Genomic DNA, 19,928 nt, shown 5'->3' with positions numbered 1-19,928 from the left:
GGTTGCGGGGCGGGGGTGGGGGTGGGGGGGGGGTTGGGGGGGGGGGGGGGGTGGGGGGGGGGGCGCGGCCCGGCCCGCCCCCACCACCGTCACCTCAGAACCTCACCGCTCGCACCCGGGCTGTCGGACCCAGGACCGGCCTTCGGAGACATGCCGTGGTCTCGGACGTAGACGCTGACTCGCGCCCCGTTCACATGGGTGGTTCCGTACTCGCGGAAGTGGCGCCGTAGGGTGCTCGTTTTCGCTTCCTCCTGCGGGTTGGTCAGCGAGTGCACACCCACCGCGCGGACCACGACGATCCGGTCGAACTCCAGCATGCGGGCCGCAATTTCCTGGGCGGGAAGCTCGACACCGGCAAGAGTGTTCGACGAAACGGGGTCTTGTGCCAGGGCCATATCTGTCAGGAGACGGGTGTCCTCGGGGTTGGCCGCAGTCAAGATCCGGTGCTGGCCGGCGAGATAGAGCAGCCCGTCGCCGGGACGGCCTTCCTTGCGTACGGCGGCCCCGATGGCGGTGACGTCATTGCTCCGGCTCTGGGGCGTCCTCAGCGAAAGGCTCGGCTGGACGAGCGCGGCCAGTACGACAGCCGCCGCGATCCACGCGTAGCGGGAAGACCGCTGCCGCCGGAGGAAATAGTCCATCCCGGCGCCCAGCAGCAAGGCGAATCCGATATTGCTGTAGACCACGTACCGGTCGACGAAAAGGGGCTTGACCAGTGAGGCGATCAGCAGCAGAAGGCCCGGAAGCACGAGAATCGGCACAGCCAGCGCGGAAAGCCGCACGGGCCCCCTCACCCTCAGGGGCACCAGAGCACACACCATGCCCACGACCGCCGCCACCAGGAAATAGTTAGGCCGCACCGGTCCGCCGATCCAGGACACCTGCTCCGACTGCCGCGCACTGTGGATCGCCAGCGGCAACAGCCCGGCCACAACGCCCGCGGCAGCCACACTCCACGCTCTCAGTACTGGTCGTGGAGCACGGGCGACGATCAGTGTGACGCCGTGTGCCACCAGGACGAGGACCGCGAACTCATGGAGCAGGCAGGCCAGCAGCATGGTGGAGCCGTAGACCGCCCACCGCCACCGGGCGCGATGCGGGACGCCGGCCACGAGCGCATAGGTGGCCCAGGTGACCAGGGCACAGACCATGGCGTACGAGCGGCCTTCCTGCGCGTACTTCTGTACCTGGGGGAGGAGCGGAAACACCAGCCCGGCCAGCAGCCCGGCACGGGGTCCCGCCAGGCGCAGCGCCAGAAGCCCGACTCCGCTCGCCGCCGCGGACATTGCCAGCACGGACGGCAGCCGCAACGTCAGCAGCCCTCCGCCGAAAAGACCGAAGATCTCGTGCATCACGGCGTAGTAGAGGGCATGGACCAGATCAATGTGCTGGGCGGTGGACCATATATGCGAAAGATCGCGGTGCGCGAGCTGATAGGTGACGGACTCGTCCCCCCACATGGTGTTCTTCCTGCGGAGACCCCAGAGCCCCAGAGCGATGGCCAGCGACAGGGGTGCGATCACGACAAGGGTCTTGGACGGGCCCGGCGATCGTCGATGGACCGGTACGGGAGAGGAGACCGCCCTGACCATGGTGGGAGCACGTTCATCAAGGGACATCGGCGACAGGGCCTTTCAGCAGGGGCGAAGAGACCGCGCCAGCGTGCCCGGACCTCGTTGACCGGAGCCTGACCCAACCTGACCGGGCGATCAGGAAGGCGGACCGACGCTGTGCGAGGCTGCACCGCATGCGCATTCTGGTGGTCGAAGACGAGGTGGACCTTGCTCACACCCTGCACACCGGTCTGACGGCCGAGGGTTACAGCGTCGACCTCGCCCATGACGGACGGCACGGACTGTGGATGGCCCGGACCGGCGAATACGCCCTTGTCGTACTGGATTTGATGCTGCCCGGGCTCAACGGTTACAAGGTCTGTGCCCAACTGCGCCGGGAGGGCAACGCGACCCCCATCCTGGTCCTCACCGCCAAGGACGGGGAGTGGGACCAGGCAGAAGCCCTGGACACGGGGGCCGACGACTACCTGGCCAAACCCTTCTCCTACGTGGTGCTCGTCGCGCGGCTTCGGGCCCTGGTCAGACGCGCCGCCACGCTCGCGCCGCCCGTGCTCGCCGTGGGCGACCTCTCGTTGGACGTCGCCGGCCGGGTCTGCCGCCGGGCCGGGGCCCGGGTGGAACTCACGCCCAGGGAGTTCGCCGTGCTGGAACTGCTGGCCCGCCGGGCGGGCCAGGCGGTCTCCAAGACGGATCTGCTCTATCACGCGTGGCCCGACGAAGCCCACGATCCCAACCTCGTGGAAGCACGCGTCAGCGCACTGCGCAGGAAAGTGGACGCAGCGTTCGGCCGGCGGTCGTTGCAGACCGTACGGGGCACCGGCTACCGACTGGTGGACGACCGTGAACGCGACTGAGCCGCGACGCCGCTGGTGGCCCCGATCGGTACGGGCCCGTACGGCCCTGGCCGCCACCTCCACCGCCGCCGTCATCCTGGCCACCACCGGCTGGTGGATGCACCACGACGTCTACCGCCAGAGCACCCAGATCGTCGAAGAGCAGGCACAGGATCAGCTCCTGGGCCTCACCGCTCAGGTGGAGCAAGGGGTGGTTCCCGTCAACCAGGGCACCTTGCCGTACGAGGTCGTCGCGACCGGACGCCGCGCCGCTGTCGCCTACGGCGGAGGTATGGAAGAGTTCGCCCCCCGAACGCGCCATGTGCTGCCCGTGCCGCCACAGGCCGAGCTGCGACCCTCGCCGGACGACGATTCGGGGAGGGGTTACGCGATGCGTCCCCTCCGCATACCAGGCCGGCACGACTCCAAGCCATGGGAGCGGTTCGGCAAGGACAGCAGGGAATACCTCGTCCTGTACAGCGATGTCCGGGCCGATGAACTGAGCAGCGACCAAGTCGCCACTCTGGGCATCGCCGACGAAGCCACCGTGCGGGTCTATGTGGTGGTGCTCCCGCACGCAGCCGAGGAGATCGCTGAGACGATCACCGAGGCCACCGACCGCCGACTGCTGTGGGCCGGGGCCGTCAGCCTGCTCCTGATCTCCACCGTCATCTACCTCGCCGTCCGTATCGTGCTGCGGCCGGTCGAAGCCATCCGTGTCCTCACGGCCTCGGTCACCGCGAGCGACCCCCGTGAACGTGTCACCGTCCCCGCCGCGGGACACGAGATCGCCGCCCTGGCCACCACCATCAACACCACCCTGCAACGCCTCGACGACGCCGCCGCTCAGCAGCGCCGCTTCGTCGCGGACGCCGCCCACGAACTGCGCAGCCCCCTCACCACGCTGCTGGCCAGCCTGGAAGTTGCGCTCGCCTACCCGGAACGCGCCGACTGGCCCGCCGCGGTCACCACCGCCGCACGACAGACCCGCCGCCTCCAGGCCCTCGCCGAAGACCTGCTGCTCCTCGCCCGCCTCGACACCCGCACCCCCGTGGCCGGCGCCGAAACCGTCGACCTGGCAGCTCTCGCCTCCCGACTGACCGAGCAACACCCCCTCGCCGAACGGTCGTTGACCGTCGCTTGCGACAGCACCGCCCCCGCGCACGTACACGGAAACCCCGACGAATACGAACGGCTGCTGCGCAACCTCATCGACAACGCCGCCCGCCACGCAGCACACCGCATCCAGATCACCGTTCGGAGTCAGGACGCCTGGGTCGTCCTCACCGTGCACGACGACGGACCGGGCGTGCCCACCGAGGACGCCGAGCGCATCTTCGAACGCTTCGTCCGGCTGGACGACGCCCGCTCCCGCGACCACGGCGGCACCGGCCTGGGCCTCGCCATCGCCCGCGACCTGGCCCACCGCCACCGAGGCACTCTCACCCTCACCCCCCGGACCCTCGGAGCATGCTTCGAGCTACGCCTTCCCCGAGCCCCCGCCCTGCAAGATGAACACCACCCATTGGCGTAGGCGGCGCTCTCGTCGCGCAGGGTTTGCGCCGAGCCGACGTCCAGGTAGGCCGGCGGCAGCCCGCTCAGGTCGGGTGGAAGCCCCGAAAGCCTCGGCCCCGCTTCAGCCACTCACCACACCGAGCAGGACCCGGACCGTCTCCGCCATCGCCTCACGGCCCTTGCTGATGTAAGGGCGGGGGTCGGTGAGGTCGGGGTGCTCCGCCAGCGTCTCGCGGACCGCGCCGGTGAACGCGACGTTCAGAGCGGTACCGATGTTGATCTTCACGATGCCCGCCTGAACGGCTCGTCGCAGATCGTCGTCGCCGACGCCCGACGAACCGTGCAGCACCAGAGGTACGGGCACGGCCTCCCGCAGTCGCTCGATGAGCGCATGGTCCAGGGTTGCCGAGCGTTCGGTCATCGCGTGGCTGCTGCCGACGGCGACGGCCAGGGCGTCCACGCCGGTATCCGCGACATAGCGCGCCGCCTCCTGCGGGTCGGTGCGCACCCCGGCCGCGTGGGCGCTCGCGGGGGCGTCGGGCTTGCCGCCCACATAGCCGAGTTCGGCCTCCAGCCACAGGCCCGCACCGTGGGCCCACTGGGCCGCGGCGCGGGTGGCGGCGAGGTTCTCGGCGTACGGCTGCGCCCCGGCGTCGAACATCACGGAGGAGAACCCCGCGTCGGCCGCCGTGCGCAGCAGCCGCATGTCCGTCACATGGTCCATGTGCAGTGCGACGTCGACGTCACAGGCTTTTCCGACCTCGGCCGCTGCCCGCGCGATCGGCTCGACCCGGCCGCCGTGGAACCGTACGGCGTTCTCGCTGATCTGCAGGATCACCCCCGGGGCGCCCGCCGCGGCTGCGCCGGCGGTGATCGCCTCGGCGTGCTCCAGCGTGATCACGTTGAACGCGGCGACGGCCCGGCCTGCGGCGGCGGCCTTCGAGACGAGCTCGCGCGTGGGAACCAGGGGCATACAGGTGTCCCCTCGCTTTCATGTCGGTTCGGAGGGTACGGGCCGGTGTCGGCCCGTACCGCTACGTGGTTCGGCCGGTAGGGATACGTGGGCGATCAGGACTTCTGGGGGGCCGGACTCACGTCCGCGCCGTCGTTCACCGCGCCCGGGGCCACGGAACTCTCGCCGCTCTTCTCGTCGCTGTAGACCATGAGGGTCGAACCGGCGAGGGCCAGCACGATGCCGAGGGTGCCCCATACGTTCGGGAGCCTCTGGTAGACCGCCAGGGACAGCACGATGGTCAGCACCGGCGCCAGTGCGTTGGTGACGGGGGCGACCACCGTGGCCTTGCCCCGGCTGAACGCCATGACCAGGAACAGCGCACCGACCGCGTTGAGGACCTGCGTCACCGCGGTGAGGGCGGGCGCCTGCCACGGGGCATCGGACGGGAAATCGCCCATCATCACGAACGCCACCGGCACCAGCAGCAGTCCGCTGATGGTCATCCAGCCGAACGTCGTCGCGTCGTTGACCCCGACCACCGCGGCCTTACGCATGCAGAACGCCTGCACGCCCCAGGCGACGCAGATCAGGATGGCCATCAGCAGCCACGGGCCGTGTGAGTTCGAGTCGTCCTTGCTGCTGGGAATGCTGAACAGCACGATCGCCGCCAGCGCCGCGACGACACCTACGAGGGCGAGCCGGTTGATCCGCTCACGCAGCAGCACCATCGCCATGAGGACGGTGACCACCGGGGAGAGCGAGACCAGCGGGAAGATCAGGTACGCCGGGCCGTTGGCGAGCGCCTGGAACAGCAGCAGCTGTCCGCCGGCGCCGGTCAGGCCCGCGATCAGTCCGTACCCTGCGGCTATCGGCCGGCGGTCGAACGTGTTGCCGCGCATCGCGAAGTAGGCGGGGATGAGCATCGTGCAGGCCCAGATGATGTAGATCATCTCGTTGGGATAGCCGTACCTGCTGTTCGGCTCGCTCGAGAAGGCGCCCCACACACCCCAGAACAGGACCAGCAGCGACGCGTACACGATCCAGCTCTTCGTACCTCTGTTCATCGGTCGTCCTCTCCTGAGGCAGGGATCCCGGAGGCCATGCGCAGCGCGTCGAGCGCGCCCGGGTCGAGCGAGGTTCCAGCGAGTTTCGCCGCGTACAGAGCAGCACCTACGACAGGCTCGTAGAGAGGGTGTCGCAGCTCATAGTCGGTAGAACGATCTTTCAGTCCGGAGGCGAACGCCTCCAGGACCGCGTGGGCGCCGAAGGTGCCGCCGGAGTAGGAGACCGGTACGGTCTCGTCCGGGCCGAACTCCAGCCGTTCGCGGGTGACGTCGACGAGCAGGGCGAGTTCCCGGCCTGCGTCGGTGAGGATCTCCGTGGCGACCGCGTCGCCCAGAGCGGCGGCCTCGGCCACCGAGCGGCTGAGCGCGGCGATCCGGCTCCGGTCGCCCTGCCACTGGTTGTGGACGACGTCGATCACGTCGAGGTCGGACGCGAGGTGCAGGTGGCGCCGGAACACCTCGGCCAGGGGTCCCTCGGGGAGCCGCCCGTCGCACATCCGTGAGAAGGCGTTGAGGCCCCGGATCGCGATCCAGTGCGCCGATCCCTCGTCGCCGAACATCTCGCTCCAGCCACCGACGCGCACGCCTCGGCTCAGCCGCTCGCCGTAGGTCATCGAACCGGTGCCGCTGATGACGTTGATGCCGTCGACCGCGCCCAGCGAACCCGCCCAGCCGCAGACCATGTCGTTGTCGCAGGCGTAGCGGTCGTGCCCGAGCACCGCTCGCGGGGTTGCGTTCAGGACGGGCAGATCGCGGGCCGCCTCCCCGTAGCCGGGCAGCCCGAAAAAGGCGTACTCGATGTCGGCGGGGGCGAGCCCGGCCGCCGTGCAGACAGCTTCGACGCCTTCCTTCAGCACTTGTCCGACAAGCTCGATGCCGTGGGAGAAGTAGTACGAACTTGCCGCCTGCGCTCGCGCCACGACGTGTCCGGACCGGTCGACCATGCAGAATGCGGTCTTCGTACCGCCACCGTCGACACCTAGGAACATCGTTGTACCTCCGTCCGGCGCCCTCGGTCCGCGCCGTTGATGCCTTTGCTCAGTGGTGCAGGGAGTGCAAGGTCACGCCCTGCACCACGCGGTTGATCTCACCCGAGGGGAACGGGTTGTCGGGCCGCAGACCTCGGGCCAGGGAGGCGCGCAGGGCGATGAGCTGGGCGTACACCACGGCGGACAGCGCCAGGGCGACATCCTCGACGCCATCGAGGCCCGGCAGCGGCCAGGCGTCGGCGCCTGTGCCCCCCGTTTCCGCGCCGGAGTCCGCGGAGACCGTGACGACGCTGCCGGCGGGCAAATCTCCGCACAGCTCCGCGTGGATGTCCTGGTCGTACTTGCGGGTGTACGGGTCGTTCGACATGTACACCACCGCGGCCGAACGGTCGTTGAGCACCGCCTTGGGACCGTGCCGGAATCCCAGCGCGGACTCCGCGACGGCCATGAGCGTCCCACCGGTGAGCTCGAGCACCTTCAGCGCCGACTCCTCGGCGAGGCCCTTGAGCGGGCCGCTGCCGAGGAAGACGATCCGCTCGGGTGCGCTCTCCAGGAGGGCGCCGACGGTGCGGTCGACAGCGCTGCTCTCGGTGATCGACTCGGCTGCCCGGGCCAGGCGTTCGGCGACGCCGTCGTAGGCGCTGCCGCCCAGGGCGAGCAGCGCCGCGAGCGTCATGCACGTGAAGCTCGACGTCATGGCGAAGCCGCGGTCGTTGGACTCGGGCGGCATCAGCAGCACGTGTGACTTCGGCAGCTTCGCGTGTTCGCAGGCCAGGCGGCCCTGCTCGTTGCAGGTGATCACGAGGTGGTGCACCTCGGAGAGAACCTGATCGGCCAGAACGGTGGCGGCCACGGACTCGGGGCTGTCGCCCGACCGCGCGAAGGAGACCAGCAGCGTGGGCACGTCCTCGGCGAGACAACCGTGGGGGTCGGCGACGAGGTCCGTGGTGGGGACCGCGTCGACGCGCCGTCCCAGCCGCCGGGCCAGGGCGGGCTGGAGTACCTGACCGGCAAAAGCGGAGGTGCCGGCGCCGGTGAGCACCACGCGCAGGTCGCCGCGGGCGACGAGCGGACGCAGGAAGGCGTCCAGCGAGTCCCGGGAGGCCGCGACGATCTTGTCGACCTCGCGCCACAGCGCGGGCTGCTGGGCGATCTCGCGGACGGTGTGGGCAGCGCCGTCGTCCGAGGACGGCGTGCCGGAGGGCGTGGTCACACGTGCTCCTTGTGGTTCGGGTGGGAGGCGCGGTCGTAGTCGCGCAGAACATCGCGGACGTGGTCCATGACCAGGTCGCGCGGCCGGGCGGCGAGCTCGCCGTGGCGGACACGGGCGTACTGGAGCGGAAGATGTGCGCTGAGCAGCGGCAGGGGGATGTCCACGGCCGAGAGGTTGTCCAGCAGCCGGGCCTGGGCCTTTTGGATCTCGGGGTCGGGCCAGTAGTAGCGCATCCGGTCGCTGTAGCTGTAGCGGCGCGCGAGGCGCTGCTCGGCGGCGCCGCCCGGGTAGTAGCCCTCCCATTCGGCCGGCTCGGCGAGCATCCGCTGCTCGACGACCTCGGCAAGCCCTGACCGCGCGGCGGCCGGCACCAGTTCATCCTCGATCGCGGCGAGAGCGAACAGCGCCTCGCGCAGGGCGAAGGTCAGTCCGGGGCCCACCTTGAGGACCGCCCAGTGGTCCTCGACCAGCGCGGTGAGTGCCTCGGTGGTCTGGTAGTCGGTCGAGTGGGCCTCGTAGACCATGGTGGGCTCGTCGTCGAGGACCTTGCGCAGTTCCTCGGTCAGCTCCCGCCGGTAGTCGACGACCTGAAGGTGGTCGAACTCCACGGCCGGCTGGACGACGAGGGCCATGACACGCGGCCAGACCTCATCGATGCCGTGTCGGGCGAACGCCTTGCGGTGCTGCTCCAGTGTGGTGCGCGCTGCCTCGGGCGTGGTCGGGACGAGAGCGCCGAGCGTCTCGTGCGCGCCGCCGGGCGTGGGCACCTCGGTACCGACCACGTACCGGATCCGCTCGGCCCGCTCGGGGCCGGCCGTCTCCTCGGCCACCCGGATCAGCCGCGCGGCGCGTTCGGCGACCACGTCGTCGGTCAGCGGCGCGGGGTCACCGGCACACACGAAGCTGCAGTCCAGGTGAATCTTGGTGAAGTCCGCCGTCACGTAGGCGGCGACCAGGGCGTCGGCCCGCTCCATCGCCTCGTCGGGCGTCAGGGACTGCCACCGGTTCGGTCCCAGGTGGTCGCCGCCGAGAATCACGCGGTCCAGTGGCAGACCACTTTCGGCGGCGATGCCGTACACGAGGTCGCGGAAGTCCGCGGGCCGCATGCCCGTGTAACCGCCGTACTGGTCGACCTGGTTCGAGGTCGCCTCCACCAGTACATGACCGCCGGTCTCCCGCGCTTGCACCACGGCTGCCTCGATGACCAGCGGATGAGCCGAACACACCGAGGTGATGCCCAGCGGCTGTCCGGCCTTCTGACGCCGGACCACCTCGCTCAATGGGCTCTGCATTGCCAACCCCTCACTCAACGCGCATCTCAAGCCCATGTGCCGGCATGGCCTGCGGTTGATTTCGGACAGTACTGGTCTTATTCAGGGTCGTCAACAGTCCTATTCTGGTATGCATCTGGTATTGGGCAGCCGAGGGTCGATCCCGGACGATCGTTCAAGACCAGTTGGTGAACGGTTAAGCCTGGTTGGTGATGGAGGCCCGGAACCGGTAGCGGTCCCCCCGGTAGACCTGCACGGTCAGTTCGATCGGGCGTGATTCCTGGTTCGACGTCAGCTGGGTCGCGACCAGCATCGGCATGGTCTCCCCGATCTCGAACAGCTCGATCTCCCGTGGCGTCGGGTGGCGGGCCTCGACCGAATAGTCGGCGACGCGGGGCAGCTGCGGCGGGTCGGCGGCGCGCAGCGTGGCGTAGAGCGAGGCCGTGTTGAAGTCGGTTTCGGTCAGGGCCGGGCAGGCCGCCAAGGGAAGCCGGTTGTGCTCGAGCACGACCAGCAGACCGTCCAGGAAACGCAGCCGGTGGAGGTCGAAGAGGTCGGCGCCCGGAGCGATCCGGAGCTGCTCGGCCTCATGCACCGTGGCCGGGCGAACGGTGGCGGAGAGCACTTTGCCGGCCGTGGTCAAGCCGTTGGCCTGGGCGTAATCGGCGAACCCCTGGACCTGCGGGGCCGCCGAGGCGGACGTCATGGTTGCCTCGGGAAGCAGACCGAGCTCGGCGACGAACCACCCGCGCGACGACGACGGCCGCACGATGCCCCGCGACTGCAATTGCGCGAGGGCCGCTCGCAGCGTCACGCGCGACACGGCGTACCGGTCGACCAGAGCCCGTTCGGAGGGCAGCCGGTCACCGGGGCGGGCGGCAGCGGCGCGCAGGTCGTCGAGCAACTGCGTGGCTGTGCGCTCGTACAACGGGAGGGCGTCGTCCCCGAACAGACCTCTGGGCATCGGCGTTCTCGCATCCGTCATACCAGAAACATACCAATCCGATCGACGGCGCTCACCGCTCGCCCAAGCGGCCGACCCGTTGACATGCCACTCGAATACCACTTACGTTCTCGATGCAGACCACCCGGTGATGAGGAAGTCACCCCGGAGCGACCTTCCGTTTCGCCGCGCCCGGGCCCCCCGGTCATCGAGGCAACGTTGTCTCAGCTCACGAGGATGACCGCGCACTGCCGCGGGAGGTGACCTGGCACCGGGGCGCCCGTTCGGACGACACGCCGTCCCCCGACCCCATCCGACCTCCCGCGAAAACCGGTAGCAGACCAGGCACCGATCAGACCGGGCACCGACAAGCGCTACGGACGGTCGCTTCGTCGCCGGCGCGCTGTTCGACTCTGACGATCCACAACGACGGACCAAAGGCGGCTGCCCCAGGTGGGCGCCGCGACCGAAAGAGAGTTCGACATGACGGACATGAACCGGCGAAGCGTACTGAAGGTGGCGCTGGGGGGAGCCGGCCTGGCCGCCTTCCCCGCCGTGGCCATGGGCGCCTCACCCGCGGCCGCCGCACCGAACTCGGATCCTGACCTCGTCGGAGTCGGCGACACCTCCATCACCCTGGAGTTCGACGACCAACTGCGCAGCCGAGTGGCGTTGAAGGGCGTCGACCTCACTCGCTTCGACGCCGGCGAAGCCCTGCTGGTGGGCGACAAGACCATCGAGGCGTTCACCTACCGCGGACACCGGACCCGCACCACCCGGCACACCCGCCACGGCGCGGGCATCCAGGTGACGATCGAGGGCACGTCCAAGGAAGGCGTACACAAGACGCTCGAGCTGACCTCCTTCGAGCGGCTGGCCGGCATGATCGTGATGAAGGTGACCTACACCAACAGGTCCTCCACCGCGCTGAAGGTCACCGGGTGGCGCAACGCGGCCCACGAACTCCTGCAGACCCCCGGCGGCTTCTACACCTTCTCCGGCACCACCCACACGGACCGCCGCGACTGGGTGATGCCGGTGAAGGACGGCTACGTCCAGGAGAACTCGCTGGGGATGGACTCCTCCGACTACGGCGGCGGCACCCCGCTGGCGACCGTCTGGCGCCGGGGCGCGGGCCTTTCCGTCGGACACGTCGAGCCCGTGGCGACGGTCCTGCGCATGCCGGTCCGCAAAACGGCCGCCGGAGCTAGCATCGCCATCCAGGACGACACCGCCCGCACCCTGAAGCCGGGCCGTCGGCTCAGCACCAGCACCACGTTCTTGACCGCCCTGCCCGGCGACCACTTCGTGCCGCTCCAGCGGTACCGCGACTACATGAGCGACATCGGCCAGCGCGCCCCCAAGGTCCCCGCCTCAGCCTTCGAACCCATCTGGTGTGCCTGGGGCTACGAGCGCGACTTCGCCACCGATCAGATCACCGCAGCGCTGCCGAAGGTGCACGAGGTCGGCCTGCGCTGGGCCGTGCTCGACGACGGCTGGCAGACCAATGAAGGCGACTGGGACATCAACACGGCGAAGTTCCCGCGCGGCGAAGCGGACATGCGGGCCTTCACCAAGGAGATACGGGACGCCGGCCTGCGACCGCGCCTGTGGTGGGCCCCGCTCGCGGCGGACCCCGACAGCAACCTGATGCGGGACCGCTCCGACATGCTGTTGCTGGACCGCGACGGCAACAAGCAGGACGTCACCTGGTGGGACGCCTACACGCTCTGCCCGGCCTACCAGCCGACGGTGGACTACTTCGTCGAGCAGGCCAAGAAGTTCATCGGCGACTGGGGCTACGAGGGGCTCAAGATCGACGGTCAGCACCTCAACAGCGTCGCGCCCTGCTACAACCCCAGGCACCGGCACGCCCGCCCCGAGGAATCCACCGAGGGCGTGGCCCGGTTCTGGAAGGCGATCCACGAGGCCGCGCACGCGGCGAACCCCGGCGCCGTCGTCGAACTCTGCCCCTGCGGCACCGCCTTCGCCTTCCACAACCTGCCCTACGTCGACCAGTACCCCAGCTCGGACCCGGAGTCCTCCTACCAGGTCCGGAGCAAGGGCAAATCGATGAAGGCCCTGATGGGCGCGGGCAGCAGCTACGCCGGCGACCACGTCGAACTGAGCGACAACGGCGACGACTTCGCGTCCTCCTACGGGGTCGGAGCCGTCCTGTCGACCAAGTTCACCCTCCCCGGAACCGGAGCCCCGGACACGGCGACCGACCTCACCCCGGAGAAGGAGGTCCTCTGGCGCAAGTGGGTGTCGCTGTACGAGAAGAACATGCTGCCCACCGGCGAGTACCGCGGCGAGCTGTACGACATCGGTTTCGACAAGCCCGAGGCGCATGTCGTGGCCAAGAAGCGGACCCTCCACTACGCCTTCTACGCCGACCAGTGGGACGGGACGGTCGAGCTGCGCGGTCTGGGCCACAGGCGGTACCGCCTGACGGACCCGTTCACCGGCAAGTCACTCGGAACTGCCACTGCTCAGCACAACATCGTGAAGCTGTCCTTCGAGCGGTTCCAGCTCATCGTGGCCGAGCCCATCGGCTGATCAGGCCGATCCGTGGGGCCCTCGCGGTCACGGTCGAGGCCGGCGCAAGATCTTGGGCCGGTGGGCCGGCGAGGGCGCCGAGCACTGGAGGGTTGGGTCAGCTCGGTCTGTTGGGTGGCGATCGGCAGAACGGGCCGGTCGCCCTTGTCCGCCAGATCGCCGCAATGTGAACAAGCTCAGGTTCAGCGAAGGGCCCCACATCAATTGATCAAGTCCGGCAGCGCTCGTGAAGCAGCTTCGAGACGCCGGAGATCACGGCATGCGCTGGGAATCATCTGGTACAGCGCTCGCCCTTTTTGCAATGATCAGCGCCCATCTCATTGACAGTTCAACCTTGGCCTTCTAGGGTCTGCACAGATTTCGAACGCCTGTCGATATATCGAACGAGACGGATGTTCTTCCTCTGCTGGCTTGATGGGGAGTCGTCACTCTCGTGTCACATCCCGATCGTGCCTTGATCAGCGAAAAGGAAGGAAAGTCATCAGCATGAAGGCTTCCGTAGTCGTTCCCGTCGCCCTTGCCGCTCTGGTCTTGTCCGGTTGTGGGCAAAATGGCGACGACAACGATGGTGGAGAGACCGCAGGTGCGACCATCGGTGTCGCGATGCCGACGAAATCTTCGGAGCGCTGGATAGCTGACGGTGCGAACGTGAAGAAGGAGCTGGAGGGGAAAGGGTACAAGGTCAAGCTGGTATTCGGTGAGGACGACCCTGATCAGCAAGTTTCGCAAATTGAGAATTTGATAACGCAGGGCGTTAAAGCCTTAGTTGTCGCGGCAATCGACAATAAGTCATTAAATAATGTGATGCAGCAGGCCGCAGACTCGGATGTGCCGGTAATAGCTTATGACCGTCTCATTCTGGGGACGGCGAACGTTGACTACTACGCATCGTTCGACAATGAAAAAGTAGGAGAGATGCAAGGGGGGTACATAGCAGACGAACTCGGACTTCGTGATGGGTCCAAAAAGGGTCCATTCAATATTGAGTTGTTTGCGGGCTCCAATGATGACAACAATACGCGCTACTTCTTCAAAGGCGCGATGAATGTACTGCAACCTTATCTTGACAAGAAGCAGCTCGTCGTCAGGTCTGGACAGGACAAGCTGAACCAAATAACTACCCTCAGGTGGGACGGCGGAACTGCGCAAAAGCGCATGGAGGACATCCTTACCTCCTCCTACAAAAGCGAAAAGGTCGATGCTGTCCTGTCTCCGTATGACGGGATCTCCATCGGTATCATATCTGCCCTCAAGTCCGACGCTTATGGATCCCAGGGCAAGCCGTGGCCGGTCATCACCGGCCAGGACGCAGAGCTGGCCTCTGTGAAATCCATCATTGCGAACCAGCAGAAGCAGACTGTTTACAAGGACCTCAGGAAACTGGCCCGAGTGGCTGCAGAGATGGTGGATGCCACCCTGAAGGGCAAAAAGCCGCCGATCAACGACACGAAGAGCTACAACAACCTGGTGAAAGTGGTTCCCGCGTACTTGCTCCAGCCGGTAAGCGTAGACAAAGCAAATTATGAAAAGGTGCTCGTCGAAGGTGGATGGTACAGCGAGGACGATTTGAAGTAGGGGTTGCGTGTGACCCCGTTCCGGACGGCTTGTGGGGGAGGGGTTTCACAACCTCAGTGGCCGGGGTGACGCAGGCCCCCGTCGAGGGTGGAGTAAAGGTCGTCGACCGCACCGGAGTTGCGGTTGTGTCGGGCGGTGTCCAGGCAGGACTCCTTGGCCTCGTGACCGGCCTGGCAGCGCCGATACGGCTCTGCCTACGCGGGGTAACGCGCGGGGCTGACCAACGAGCCGCGCGTTCTCGCGTCCGTACGCGACGCCGGCGCGCACCCTGCCTCCGGCCCTGCTGCGCGCTCAGAGCCAGGTGTACGAGCGTGACCTGCCCCAGGTGAAGCACAGCGGCTGTTGGAGGCTGACCGTTGACCGCTTGCCCAGCCCCCGGGACGGCGGTCAGTTGCAGCAGCTGCAGCCGGGCTTGCGGCCGCAGGCGCCGGTCTCCGCGGCGGCGTTGGTGCTGGGCGGGGCCGCAGCAAATGTCTCCGCGTCAGGCTTCGCTGCCTTCACCAGCTGAGCAGCACCTTCCGCACAGCGGGGAACCTGACGAGAACCATCCGCGGGCCACCAACGACAGCTGCGCGCTGGGCGTTCTGGTGTACGAGCTCCTGGAGAGCGCCCCGCCCTTCACTACAGCTCCGCCGCTGATCGTCGCGGTTGCTCAACTGCGGGCTACGAGGCGTCATGCCTGGTCCGCCAGCTCGCCAACTCGCCGGCGTCCGAGGTGTCCGACGGGCAGCGGCGCGGACGAAGCACCGCGACGCACCCACCCACCCACATGACATCGATGGCCACCATCACCATCTACAACGGACGCCGGTTACTTCACGGCTCTAACGGTCGTCTCAGGTTCGCTCGTTAGGAAGTAGGCATCAGATCAGCGATGTAAACCGTATGTAGGAGGCTAGTGATGGCAGTCAACGCAGCGCCGTCCGGGGAAGCGCCGGCCGGCCGGTTGGCCGGCCGGTGGGTGCCATGGTTGGTTATCGGCTTGTGGCTGGTGTTGGCGGTGGGCATGGTGCCGCTGAGCGGAAAGTTGAGCTCGGTCACCACCGACAGCGCCGTGGACACCCTGCCGGCCAGTGCCGAGTCCACCAAGGTGGCGGCGCTGGACGACAGTCTCCCCGGCGGTGAGAGCAGCACGTTCGTCTTCGTGTACCACCGCTCCGGCGGCATGACTGACGCCGACCGCGCAACGGTCGAGCGCCACTACAACACCTTTGCCAAGCAGTATCCGCCGAAGGGGACGGAGGCGGCCGGCGAGGACGACGAGGGCTCACCGATGAGCCCCTCCACCGACCGCAAGGCGATGATGTTCACCCTTGAGGTGAGCACGGACTACGGCGCCCCGGAGGACATCCTCGGCCCGTTGCGTGACGCCGCGAAGGACCGCCCCTCCGGCCTGGAACTCGAGGTGACCGGACCGGGCGCGATCGACGGCGACATGGAGGTCGTCTTCGACGGCATCGACGTACAGGTCCTCCTCACCACCATCATCGTCGTCACGCTCCTGCTCATCCTCACCTACCGCAGCCCGGTGTTGTGGATCATCCCGCTGGTGGCCGTCGGTGCGGCGGCACTGACCTCGATGGGGACCGTCTACCTGCTCGTCAAGGGCTTCGGCATCGTGGTCAACGACCAGAACTCGGCGCTGCTGACGATCCTGGTGTTCGGCGTGGGCACGGACTACGCGCTGTTGCTCATCGCCCGGTATCGGGAGGCACTGCACCATCATGAGAACGCCCGGGTCGCGATGGTCCACGCGCTGCGCGGCGCGGCGCCGGCCATCATCGCGTCCGCGGCGACCGTGGTCGCCGGCCTGCTCTGCCTGCTCGTCGCGGATCTGAACAGCACCAGCGGGCTGGGCCCGATCGGTGCGGCCGGCATCCTGTGTGCGCTGGTGGCCATGCTGACGCTGTTCCCGGCGGTGCTCGTGGTGCTCGGCAGGCGGATCTTCTGGCCGGCCATCCCGCGGTTCAGCACGGCCGTGCAGGAGAAGCCGGGGCTGTGGGGACGGCTCGGCACCGCCATCAGCCGCCGCCGGTGGGTCGCGACGCTCGGCTCGCTCGGAGTCCTCGGCGTGCTCGCCCTCGGGCTGGCGGGCAACACCGGCGCCCTGCGGGAGCAGGACCAGTTCCTGTCCGCGCCGGAGTCGGTCAAGGGCTTCAACGTCATGCGCCAGCACTTCCCGGAGCTCGGCGGGCAGCCGATGACGGTCTTCGCACGGCCGGCGCACCAGGAGCGGGTGCTCGACGCCGTCAAGGACACTCGCGGTGTGGCCCAGGCCGTCCCGGAGGAGACCATCAGTGGCTGGGCCAACATCTCCGTGTTCCCGAAGGACGCGCCGGACACCGCCGCGGAGTACGACACGATCAAGCGGGTGCGCACCGCCGTGCACGCGGTGAGCGGGGCTGAGGCGATCGTCGGCGGGCCGAGTGCGGAGAACCTCGACACCGAGGTGACCACCAAGCGGGACGAGAAGCTGGTGATCCCGCTGGTGCTCGTCGTCGTCCTGATCATCCTGGGGCTGCTGCTGCGCGCGATCCTGGCGCCGCTGGTCCTGATGGCCACCGTGATCGTCTCGTTCGCCGCGGCCTTCGGCGGCAGCGTGTTCGTCTTCGACACGATCCTCGGGTTCAAGGGCATCGACTACTCGGTGCCGCTGCTGGCGTTCCTGTTCCTGGTGGCGCTCGGCGTCGACTACAACATCTTCCTGGCCAGCCGGGCCCGGGAGGAGACCATGCGCCTCGGCACCAGAGAGGGCATGCTCAAAGCCCTCTCCGCCACCGGTGGCGTCATCACCTCGGCAGGACTGGTCCTGGCGGCCACGTTCGCGGTCCTCGCCACACTTCCGCTGGTGATGCTGATCGAGGTCGGCTTCCTGGTCGCCTTCGGCGTGCTGCTCGACGCCTTGCTGGTGCGGTCGGTCCTGGTGCCCGCCCTCACCCTGCTGATCGGCCGGCGGATCTGGTGGCCGAGCCGGCTGTCCCGTCCAGCGGCGGAGCTGCCGGGCGGTCAACAGCCCCTCGCCGACCACGAGGAGCCCGCGCTGCAGCGCTGAGCGCGGCGGCACGGACGAGATCCGGGACGGGGCCCCAAGCCCGTCCCGGATCTTTTCGTGGGCCCGACGGTCGCCGCCCCTTGTCTGCGCCACGCGCCGGGGCCGGGGTCGGCGCATCGCGGTGTCCTGCCCCCTACGGCGAGCCGCGCCGGGCCATGCCCGAGGGCCGCCGTCCCTTGTCCTGCGCCGCACCCGACGGGGCGGGTCAGCGCGCCGCGGTGTCCTCCCCGGCGGTGCGGCGCGCGATCGGGGCGGGCGGGGCCGCGGCCGGAAGGTCGACCCGAAGCAGCGCGCCACCGCGTGCGGAGCGGGCGACGGTGGCCCGGCCGCCGTGGGCGTCGACGACCCGCTGCACGATCGAAAGGCCCAGACCGGATCCCGGCAACGCCCGGGCGCTGTCGGCACGGTAGAACCGGTCGAACACCCGCGGTACGTCGGCGGCGTCGATGCCCGGCCCGGCGTCGTCGACCTCGAGCACCGCCGACGCGCCCTCGGCACGGAGCCGGATCTGGACCGGCTGGTCCGCGGGGGACCACTTGCCGGCGTTGTCGACGAGGTTGAGCACCGCCCGCTGGAGCGCAGCGGGACGCCCGCTCACCCACACGGAGGTCACGTCGAGCGAGACCTCGATGTCGGGCGCGCGGGAACGCGCCCGGGTCGCGGCGGCCACCACGATGTCGGCGAGGTCCAGCAGCTCGGTGTTCTCGTCACTGATGTCACCGCGCGCCAGGTCGGTCAGCTCGGCGGCAAGGGTGCCCAACTCGGCCACCTGGGCGCCGAGATCGTTGAGCAGCCGGGTCCGGCTCTCCGCCGGCAGTGCGCTGTCCAGGGTGCCGCGCCGATCGAGGCGGATCAGCAGCTCGACGTTGAGGCGCAGGCTGGTGAGCGGGGTCTTGAGCTCGTGGGCGGCGTCCTCGGCGAGCAGCCGCTGGGCCCGCCGGGAGTCCCGGAGCGCGGCGAGCATGTCGTTGATCGACTGGATCAGCCGCCGGATCTCCCCACCGCCCTCATCCGGGATGTCGGCGTCGAGATCCCGGGTGTGCGCGACACGTACCGCGGCGGCGGTCAGCCGGTCAATCGGTGCCAGCCCGGTCCGCGCCACGGTCCGCCCGACAAGGGCACCGCCGACCACGCAGAGCAGCCCGATCAGCAGCATGCCGAACCCGAACTGGTTGATCGGGCTGTCGTCGGTGACGTGGGCCACCTGGACCGCGCCGTCGCCCGCCCGCAGCGTGTAGATGAGGTAGCCGTCCTCGTCGCTGTCGTTCGACTCCATCAGGTCGGCCGACGCGCCCTGCGCCACGCGCCCGGCGTGCTCGCTGACGGGGGGGAGTGCGGGTTGGCCGGCCGGAGTCCGGGTCGAGCCGTCGGGCAGGATGACCCGCACCAGCCGACCGGAACCGGGATACGGCGGTAGCTGTACCTCGGCCAGACCGGCGCGCTGCGCGTTCGTCGCCAGGACGCGGGAGTCGGCGCGTAGCTGATTCTCGGCGGTGTCCCGCAGCTCCCAGCCCAGTAGCTCGCTGGCCACCTGGAAGGCCACGAACACGCTGACGGCGATGGCCGTCGCCGCGATCACCGTCAGCCTGGCCCGCAGGGACCGCCGGCGCCACCATCGGGTCAGCCGGCGTGGTTCCCGGCCGGCGGGCCTGCTCACGGAGGAGTCTCCCGCAAGGTGTATCCCAGGCCGCGCAGCGTGTAGATCAATCGCGGCTCACCCTCGGCCTCCATCTTGCGGCGCAGGTAACTCACGTATACCTGAAGGTTGTTGGCGGTGGCGCTCATGTCGAAGCCCCAGATCGCCTCGAACAGCGCGTCGCGGGTCACGACCCGGGTCGCGTTGCGCATGAGGACCTGCAGGAGGGAGAACTCGGTCCGGGTCAGGCGCAGCGGCCGCTCGCCCCGCCACGCCTCGAACCTGTCGGGATCGAGCCGGACGCCGGCGAACGACAGGATCTGCGACTCCTCGTCGGTCGGCGTGCGCCGACGCAGCAGGGCCCGCACCCGGGCCAGTAGCTCCTCGGTGGCGAATGGCTTGGGCAGATAGTCGTCGGCGCCCGCGTCCAGTCCCGTGACCCGGTCGGAGACCTGGTCACGGGCGGTCAGCATCAGCACCGGCAGATCCCGGCCCGCGGCCCGCAACCGCCGACAGGTCTCCAACCCGCCGAGACGGGGCATCATCACGTCGAGGATCAGCAGATCCAGCGTGTCACCGCCGGCCCCACCGACTCCGTCGAGCACCGCGAAACCGTTGGCGACGGTGCTGGTGTCGTAACCCTCGACCTGGAGCACCCGCTCCAGCGACTCACGGATGGCCGCTTCATCATCCGCGATCATGATCCGCACGCCGGCCCGCCCCCTTCCAGTCGACACTTTTGCCGCTCA

General features: G+C 68.6%; 14 protein-coding genes and 1 pseudogene. 5 read left to right on the top strand and 10 right to left on the bottom strand.

Going from position 1 to position 19,928, the window contains the following annotated elements:
* Nucleotides 1–89: 89 nt before the first annotated feature.
* On the bottom strand, nt 90–1,619 hold the full coding sequence (locus ACFYXC_RS13520) for a hypothetical protein (RefSeq protein ID WP_389550559.1): 1,530 nt from the start codon (nt 1,617–1,619) through the stop codon (nt 90–92).
* A 128-nt stretch (nt 1,620–1,747) separates the two neighbouring features.
* Here ACFYXC_RS13520 and ACFYXC_RS13515 point away from each other — a divergent pair, with 128 nt between their 5' ends.
* Nucleotides 1,748–2,428 (top strand): response regulator transcription factor, encoded by a 681-nt coding sequence (locus tag ACFYXC_RS13515; RefSeq protein WP_389550556.1) that lies wholly within the window; start codon nt 1,748–1,750, stop codon nt 2,426–2,428.
* Nucleotides 2,415–3,941 (top strand): sensor histidine kinase, encoded by a 1,527-nt coding sequence (locus tag ACFYXC_RS13510; RefSeq protein ID WP_389550553.1) that lies wholly within the window; start codon nt 2,415–2,417, stop codon nt 3,939–3,941. The genes ACFYXC_RS13515 and ACFYXC_RS13510 overlap by 14 nt, the downstream gene beginning before the upstream one ends.
* Here ACFYXC_RS13510 and ACFYXC_RS13505 read toward each other — a convergent pair.
* The 7 genes and pseudogenes from ACFYXC_RS13505 to ACFYXC_RS13475 form a co-directional block, all read right to left on the bottom strand.
* Nucleotides 3,932–4,012: pseudogene (locus tag ACFYXC_RS13505) on the bottom strand (alpha/beta hydrolase); the annotation flags it as partial. The gene ACFYXC_RS13510 and the pseudogene ACFYXC_RS13505 overlap by 10 nt on opposite strands.
* A 31-nt stretch (nt 4,013–4,043) precedes the next feature.
* Entirely contained in the window at nt 4,044–4,895 is an 852-nt protein-coding gene (locus ACFYXC_RS13500) for a ketose-bisphosphate aldolase (RefSeq protein ID WP_389550550.1), read from the bottom strand.
* 95 nt (nt 4,896–4,990) lie between these two features.
* Entirely contained in the window at nt 4,991–5,941 is a 951-nt protein-coding gene (locus ACFYXC_RS13495) for a DMT family transporter (protein ID WP_388927431.1), read from the bottom strand.
* On the bottom strand, nt 5,938–6,930 hold the full coding sequence (locus tag ACFYXC_RS13490) for an N-acetylglucosamine kinase (protein ID WP_389550546.1): 993 nt from the start codon (nt 6,928–6,930) through the stop codon (nt 5,938–5,940). The genes ACFYXC_RS13495 and ACFYXC_RS13490 overlap by 4 nt, the downstream gene beginning before the upstream one ends.
* A 49-nt stretch (nt 6,931–6,979) precedes the next feature.
* Nucleotides 6,980–8,143 carry an SIS domain-containing protein gene (locus ACFYXC_RS13485; protein WP_389550543.1) on the bottom strand — a complete coding sequence of 388 codons (1,164 nt, stop codon included), beginning with the start codon at nt 8,141–8,143 and terminating at the stop codon, nt 6,980–6,982.
* Entirely contained in the window at nt 8,140–9,435 is a 1,296-nt protein-coding gene (locus ACFYXC_RS13480) for a D-tagatose-bisphosphate aldolase, class II, non-catalytic subunit (RefSeq protein ID WP_389550540.1), read from the bottom strand. Before ACFYXC_RS13480 ends, ACFYXC_RS13485 begins: the two co-directional genes overlap by 4 nt.
* Nucleotides 9,436–9,610: 175 nt before the next feature.
* Nucleotides 9,611–10,399, bottom strand: coding sequence for a GntR family transcriptional regulator (locus ACFYXC_RS13475; protein ID WP_389550537.1), 789 nt, complete (start codon nt 10,397–10,399; stop codon nt 9,611–9,613).
* 441 nt (nt 10,400–10,840) lie between these two features.
* Between ACFYXC_RS13475 and ACFYXC_RS13470 the strand changes: the two genes are divergently transcribed.
* The 3 genes from ACFYXC_RS13470 (at nt 10,841) to ACFYXC_RS13460 (ending at nt 17,543) form a co-directional block, all read left to right on the top strand.
* Nucleotides 10,841–12,916 (top strand): glycoside hydrolase family 36 protein, encoded by a 2,076-nt coding sequence (locus tag ACFYXC_RS13470; protein ID WP_389550534.1) that lies wholly within the window; start codon nt 10,841–10,843, stop codon nt 12,914–12,916.
* Between the two features lie 486 nt (nt 12,917–13,402).
* Entirely contained in the window at nt 13,403–14,491 is a 1,089-nt protein-coding gene (gene chvE, locus ACFYXC_RS13465) for a multiple monosaccharide ABC transporter substrate-binding protein (protein ID WP_389550532.1), read from the top strand.
* Nucleotides 14,492–15,392: 901 nt separating this feature from the next.
* The gene (locus tag ACFYXC_RS13460) at nt 15,393–17,543 is read left to right on the top strand and encodes an MMPL family transporter (RefSeq protein ID WP_388926993.1); all 2,151 of its coding nucleotides are present in this window, start codon (nt 15,393–15,395) and stop codon (nt 17,541–17,543) included.
* Between the two features lie 205 nt (nt 17,544–17,748).
* Here the strand turns inward: ACFYXC_RS13460 and ACFYXC_RS13455 are convergent, their stop codons facing one another.
* Nucleotides 17,749–19,200 carry an ATP-binding protein gene (locus tag ACFYXC_RS13455; protein ID WP_389550528.1) on the bottom strand — a complete coding sequence of 484 codons (1,452 nt, stop codon included), beginning with the start codon at nt 19,198–19,200 and terminating at the stop codon, nt 17,749–17,751.
* Nucleotides 19,197–19,889 carry a response regulator transcription factor gene (locus ACFYXC_RS13450; protein WP_389551620.1) on the bottom strand — a complete coding sequence of 231 codons (693 nt, stop codon included), beginning with the start codon at nt 19,887–19,889 and terminating at the stop codon, nt 19,197–19,199. Before ACFYXC_RS13450 ends, ACFYXC_RS13455 begins: the two co-directional genes overlap by 4 nt.
* Between the last annotated feature and the right edge of the window lie 39 nt (nt 19,890–19,928).

This window comes from Streptomyces sp. NPDC002701, from assembly GCF_042889045.1.
Classification (GTDB): domain Bacteria; phylum Actinomycetota; class Actinomycetes; order Streptomycetales; family Streptomycetaceae; genus Streptomyces.
Note: the sequence above shows the minus strand (reverse complement) of the source record. Positions and strands in the feature narration are given on the sequence as shown.

Excerpts from the sequence above, each read along its gene's own strand:
- ACFYXC_RS13500 (WP_389550550.1), bottom strand. The coding sequence starts at position 4,895 with ATGCCCCTGGTTCCCACGCGCGAGCTCGTCTCGAAGGCCGCCGCCGCA.
- ACFYXC_RS13470 (WP_389550534.1), top strand. The coding sequence starts at position 10,841 with ATGACGGACATGAACCGGCGAAGCGTACTGAAGGTGGCGCTGGGGGGA.
- chvE (WP_389550532.1), top strand. The coding sequence starts at position 13,403 with ATGAAGGCTTCCGTAGTCGTTCCCGTCGCCCTTGCCGCTCTGGTCTTG.
- ACFYXC_RS13490 (WP_389550546.1), bottom strand. The coding sequence starts at position 6,930 with ATGTTCCTAGGTGTCGACGGTGGCGGTACGAAGACCGCATTCTGCATG.
- ACFYXC_RS13495 (WP_388927431.1), bottom strand. The coding sequence starts at position 5,941 with ATGAACAGAGGTACGAAGAGCTGGATCGTGTACGCGTCGCTGCTGGTC.
- ACFYXC_RS13520 (WP_389550559.1), bottom strand. The coding sequence starts at position 1,619 with ATGTCCCTTGATGAACGTGCTCCCACCATGGTCAGGGCGGTCTCCTCT.
- ACFYXC_RS13480 (WP_389550540.1), bottom strand. The coding sequence starts at position 9,435 with ATGCAGAGCCCATTGAGCGAGGTGGTCCGGCGTCAGAAGGCCGGACAG.
- ACFYXC_RS13475 (WP_389550537.1), bottom strand. The coding sequence starts at position 10,399 with ATGACGGATGCGAGAACGCCGATGCCCAGAGGTCTGTTCGGGGACGAC.
- ACFYXC_RS13515 (WP_389550556.1), top strand. The coding sequence starts at position 1,748 with ATGCGCATTCTGGTGGTCGAAGACGAGGTGGACCTTGCTCACACCCTG.
- ACFYXC_RS13460 (WP_388926993.1), top strand. The coding sequence starts at position 15,393 with ATGGCAGTCAACGCAGCGCCGTCCGGGGAAGCGCCGGCCGGCCGGTTG.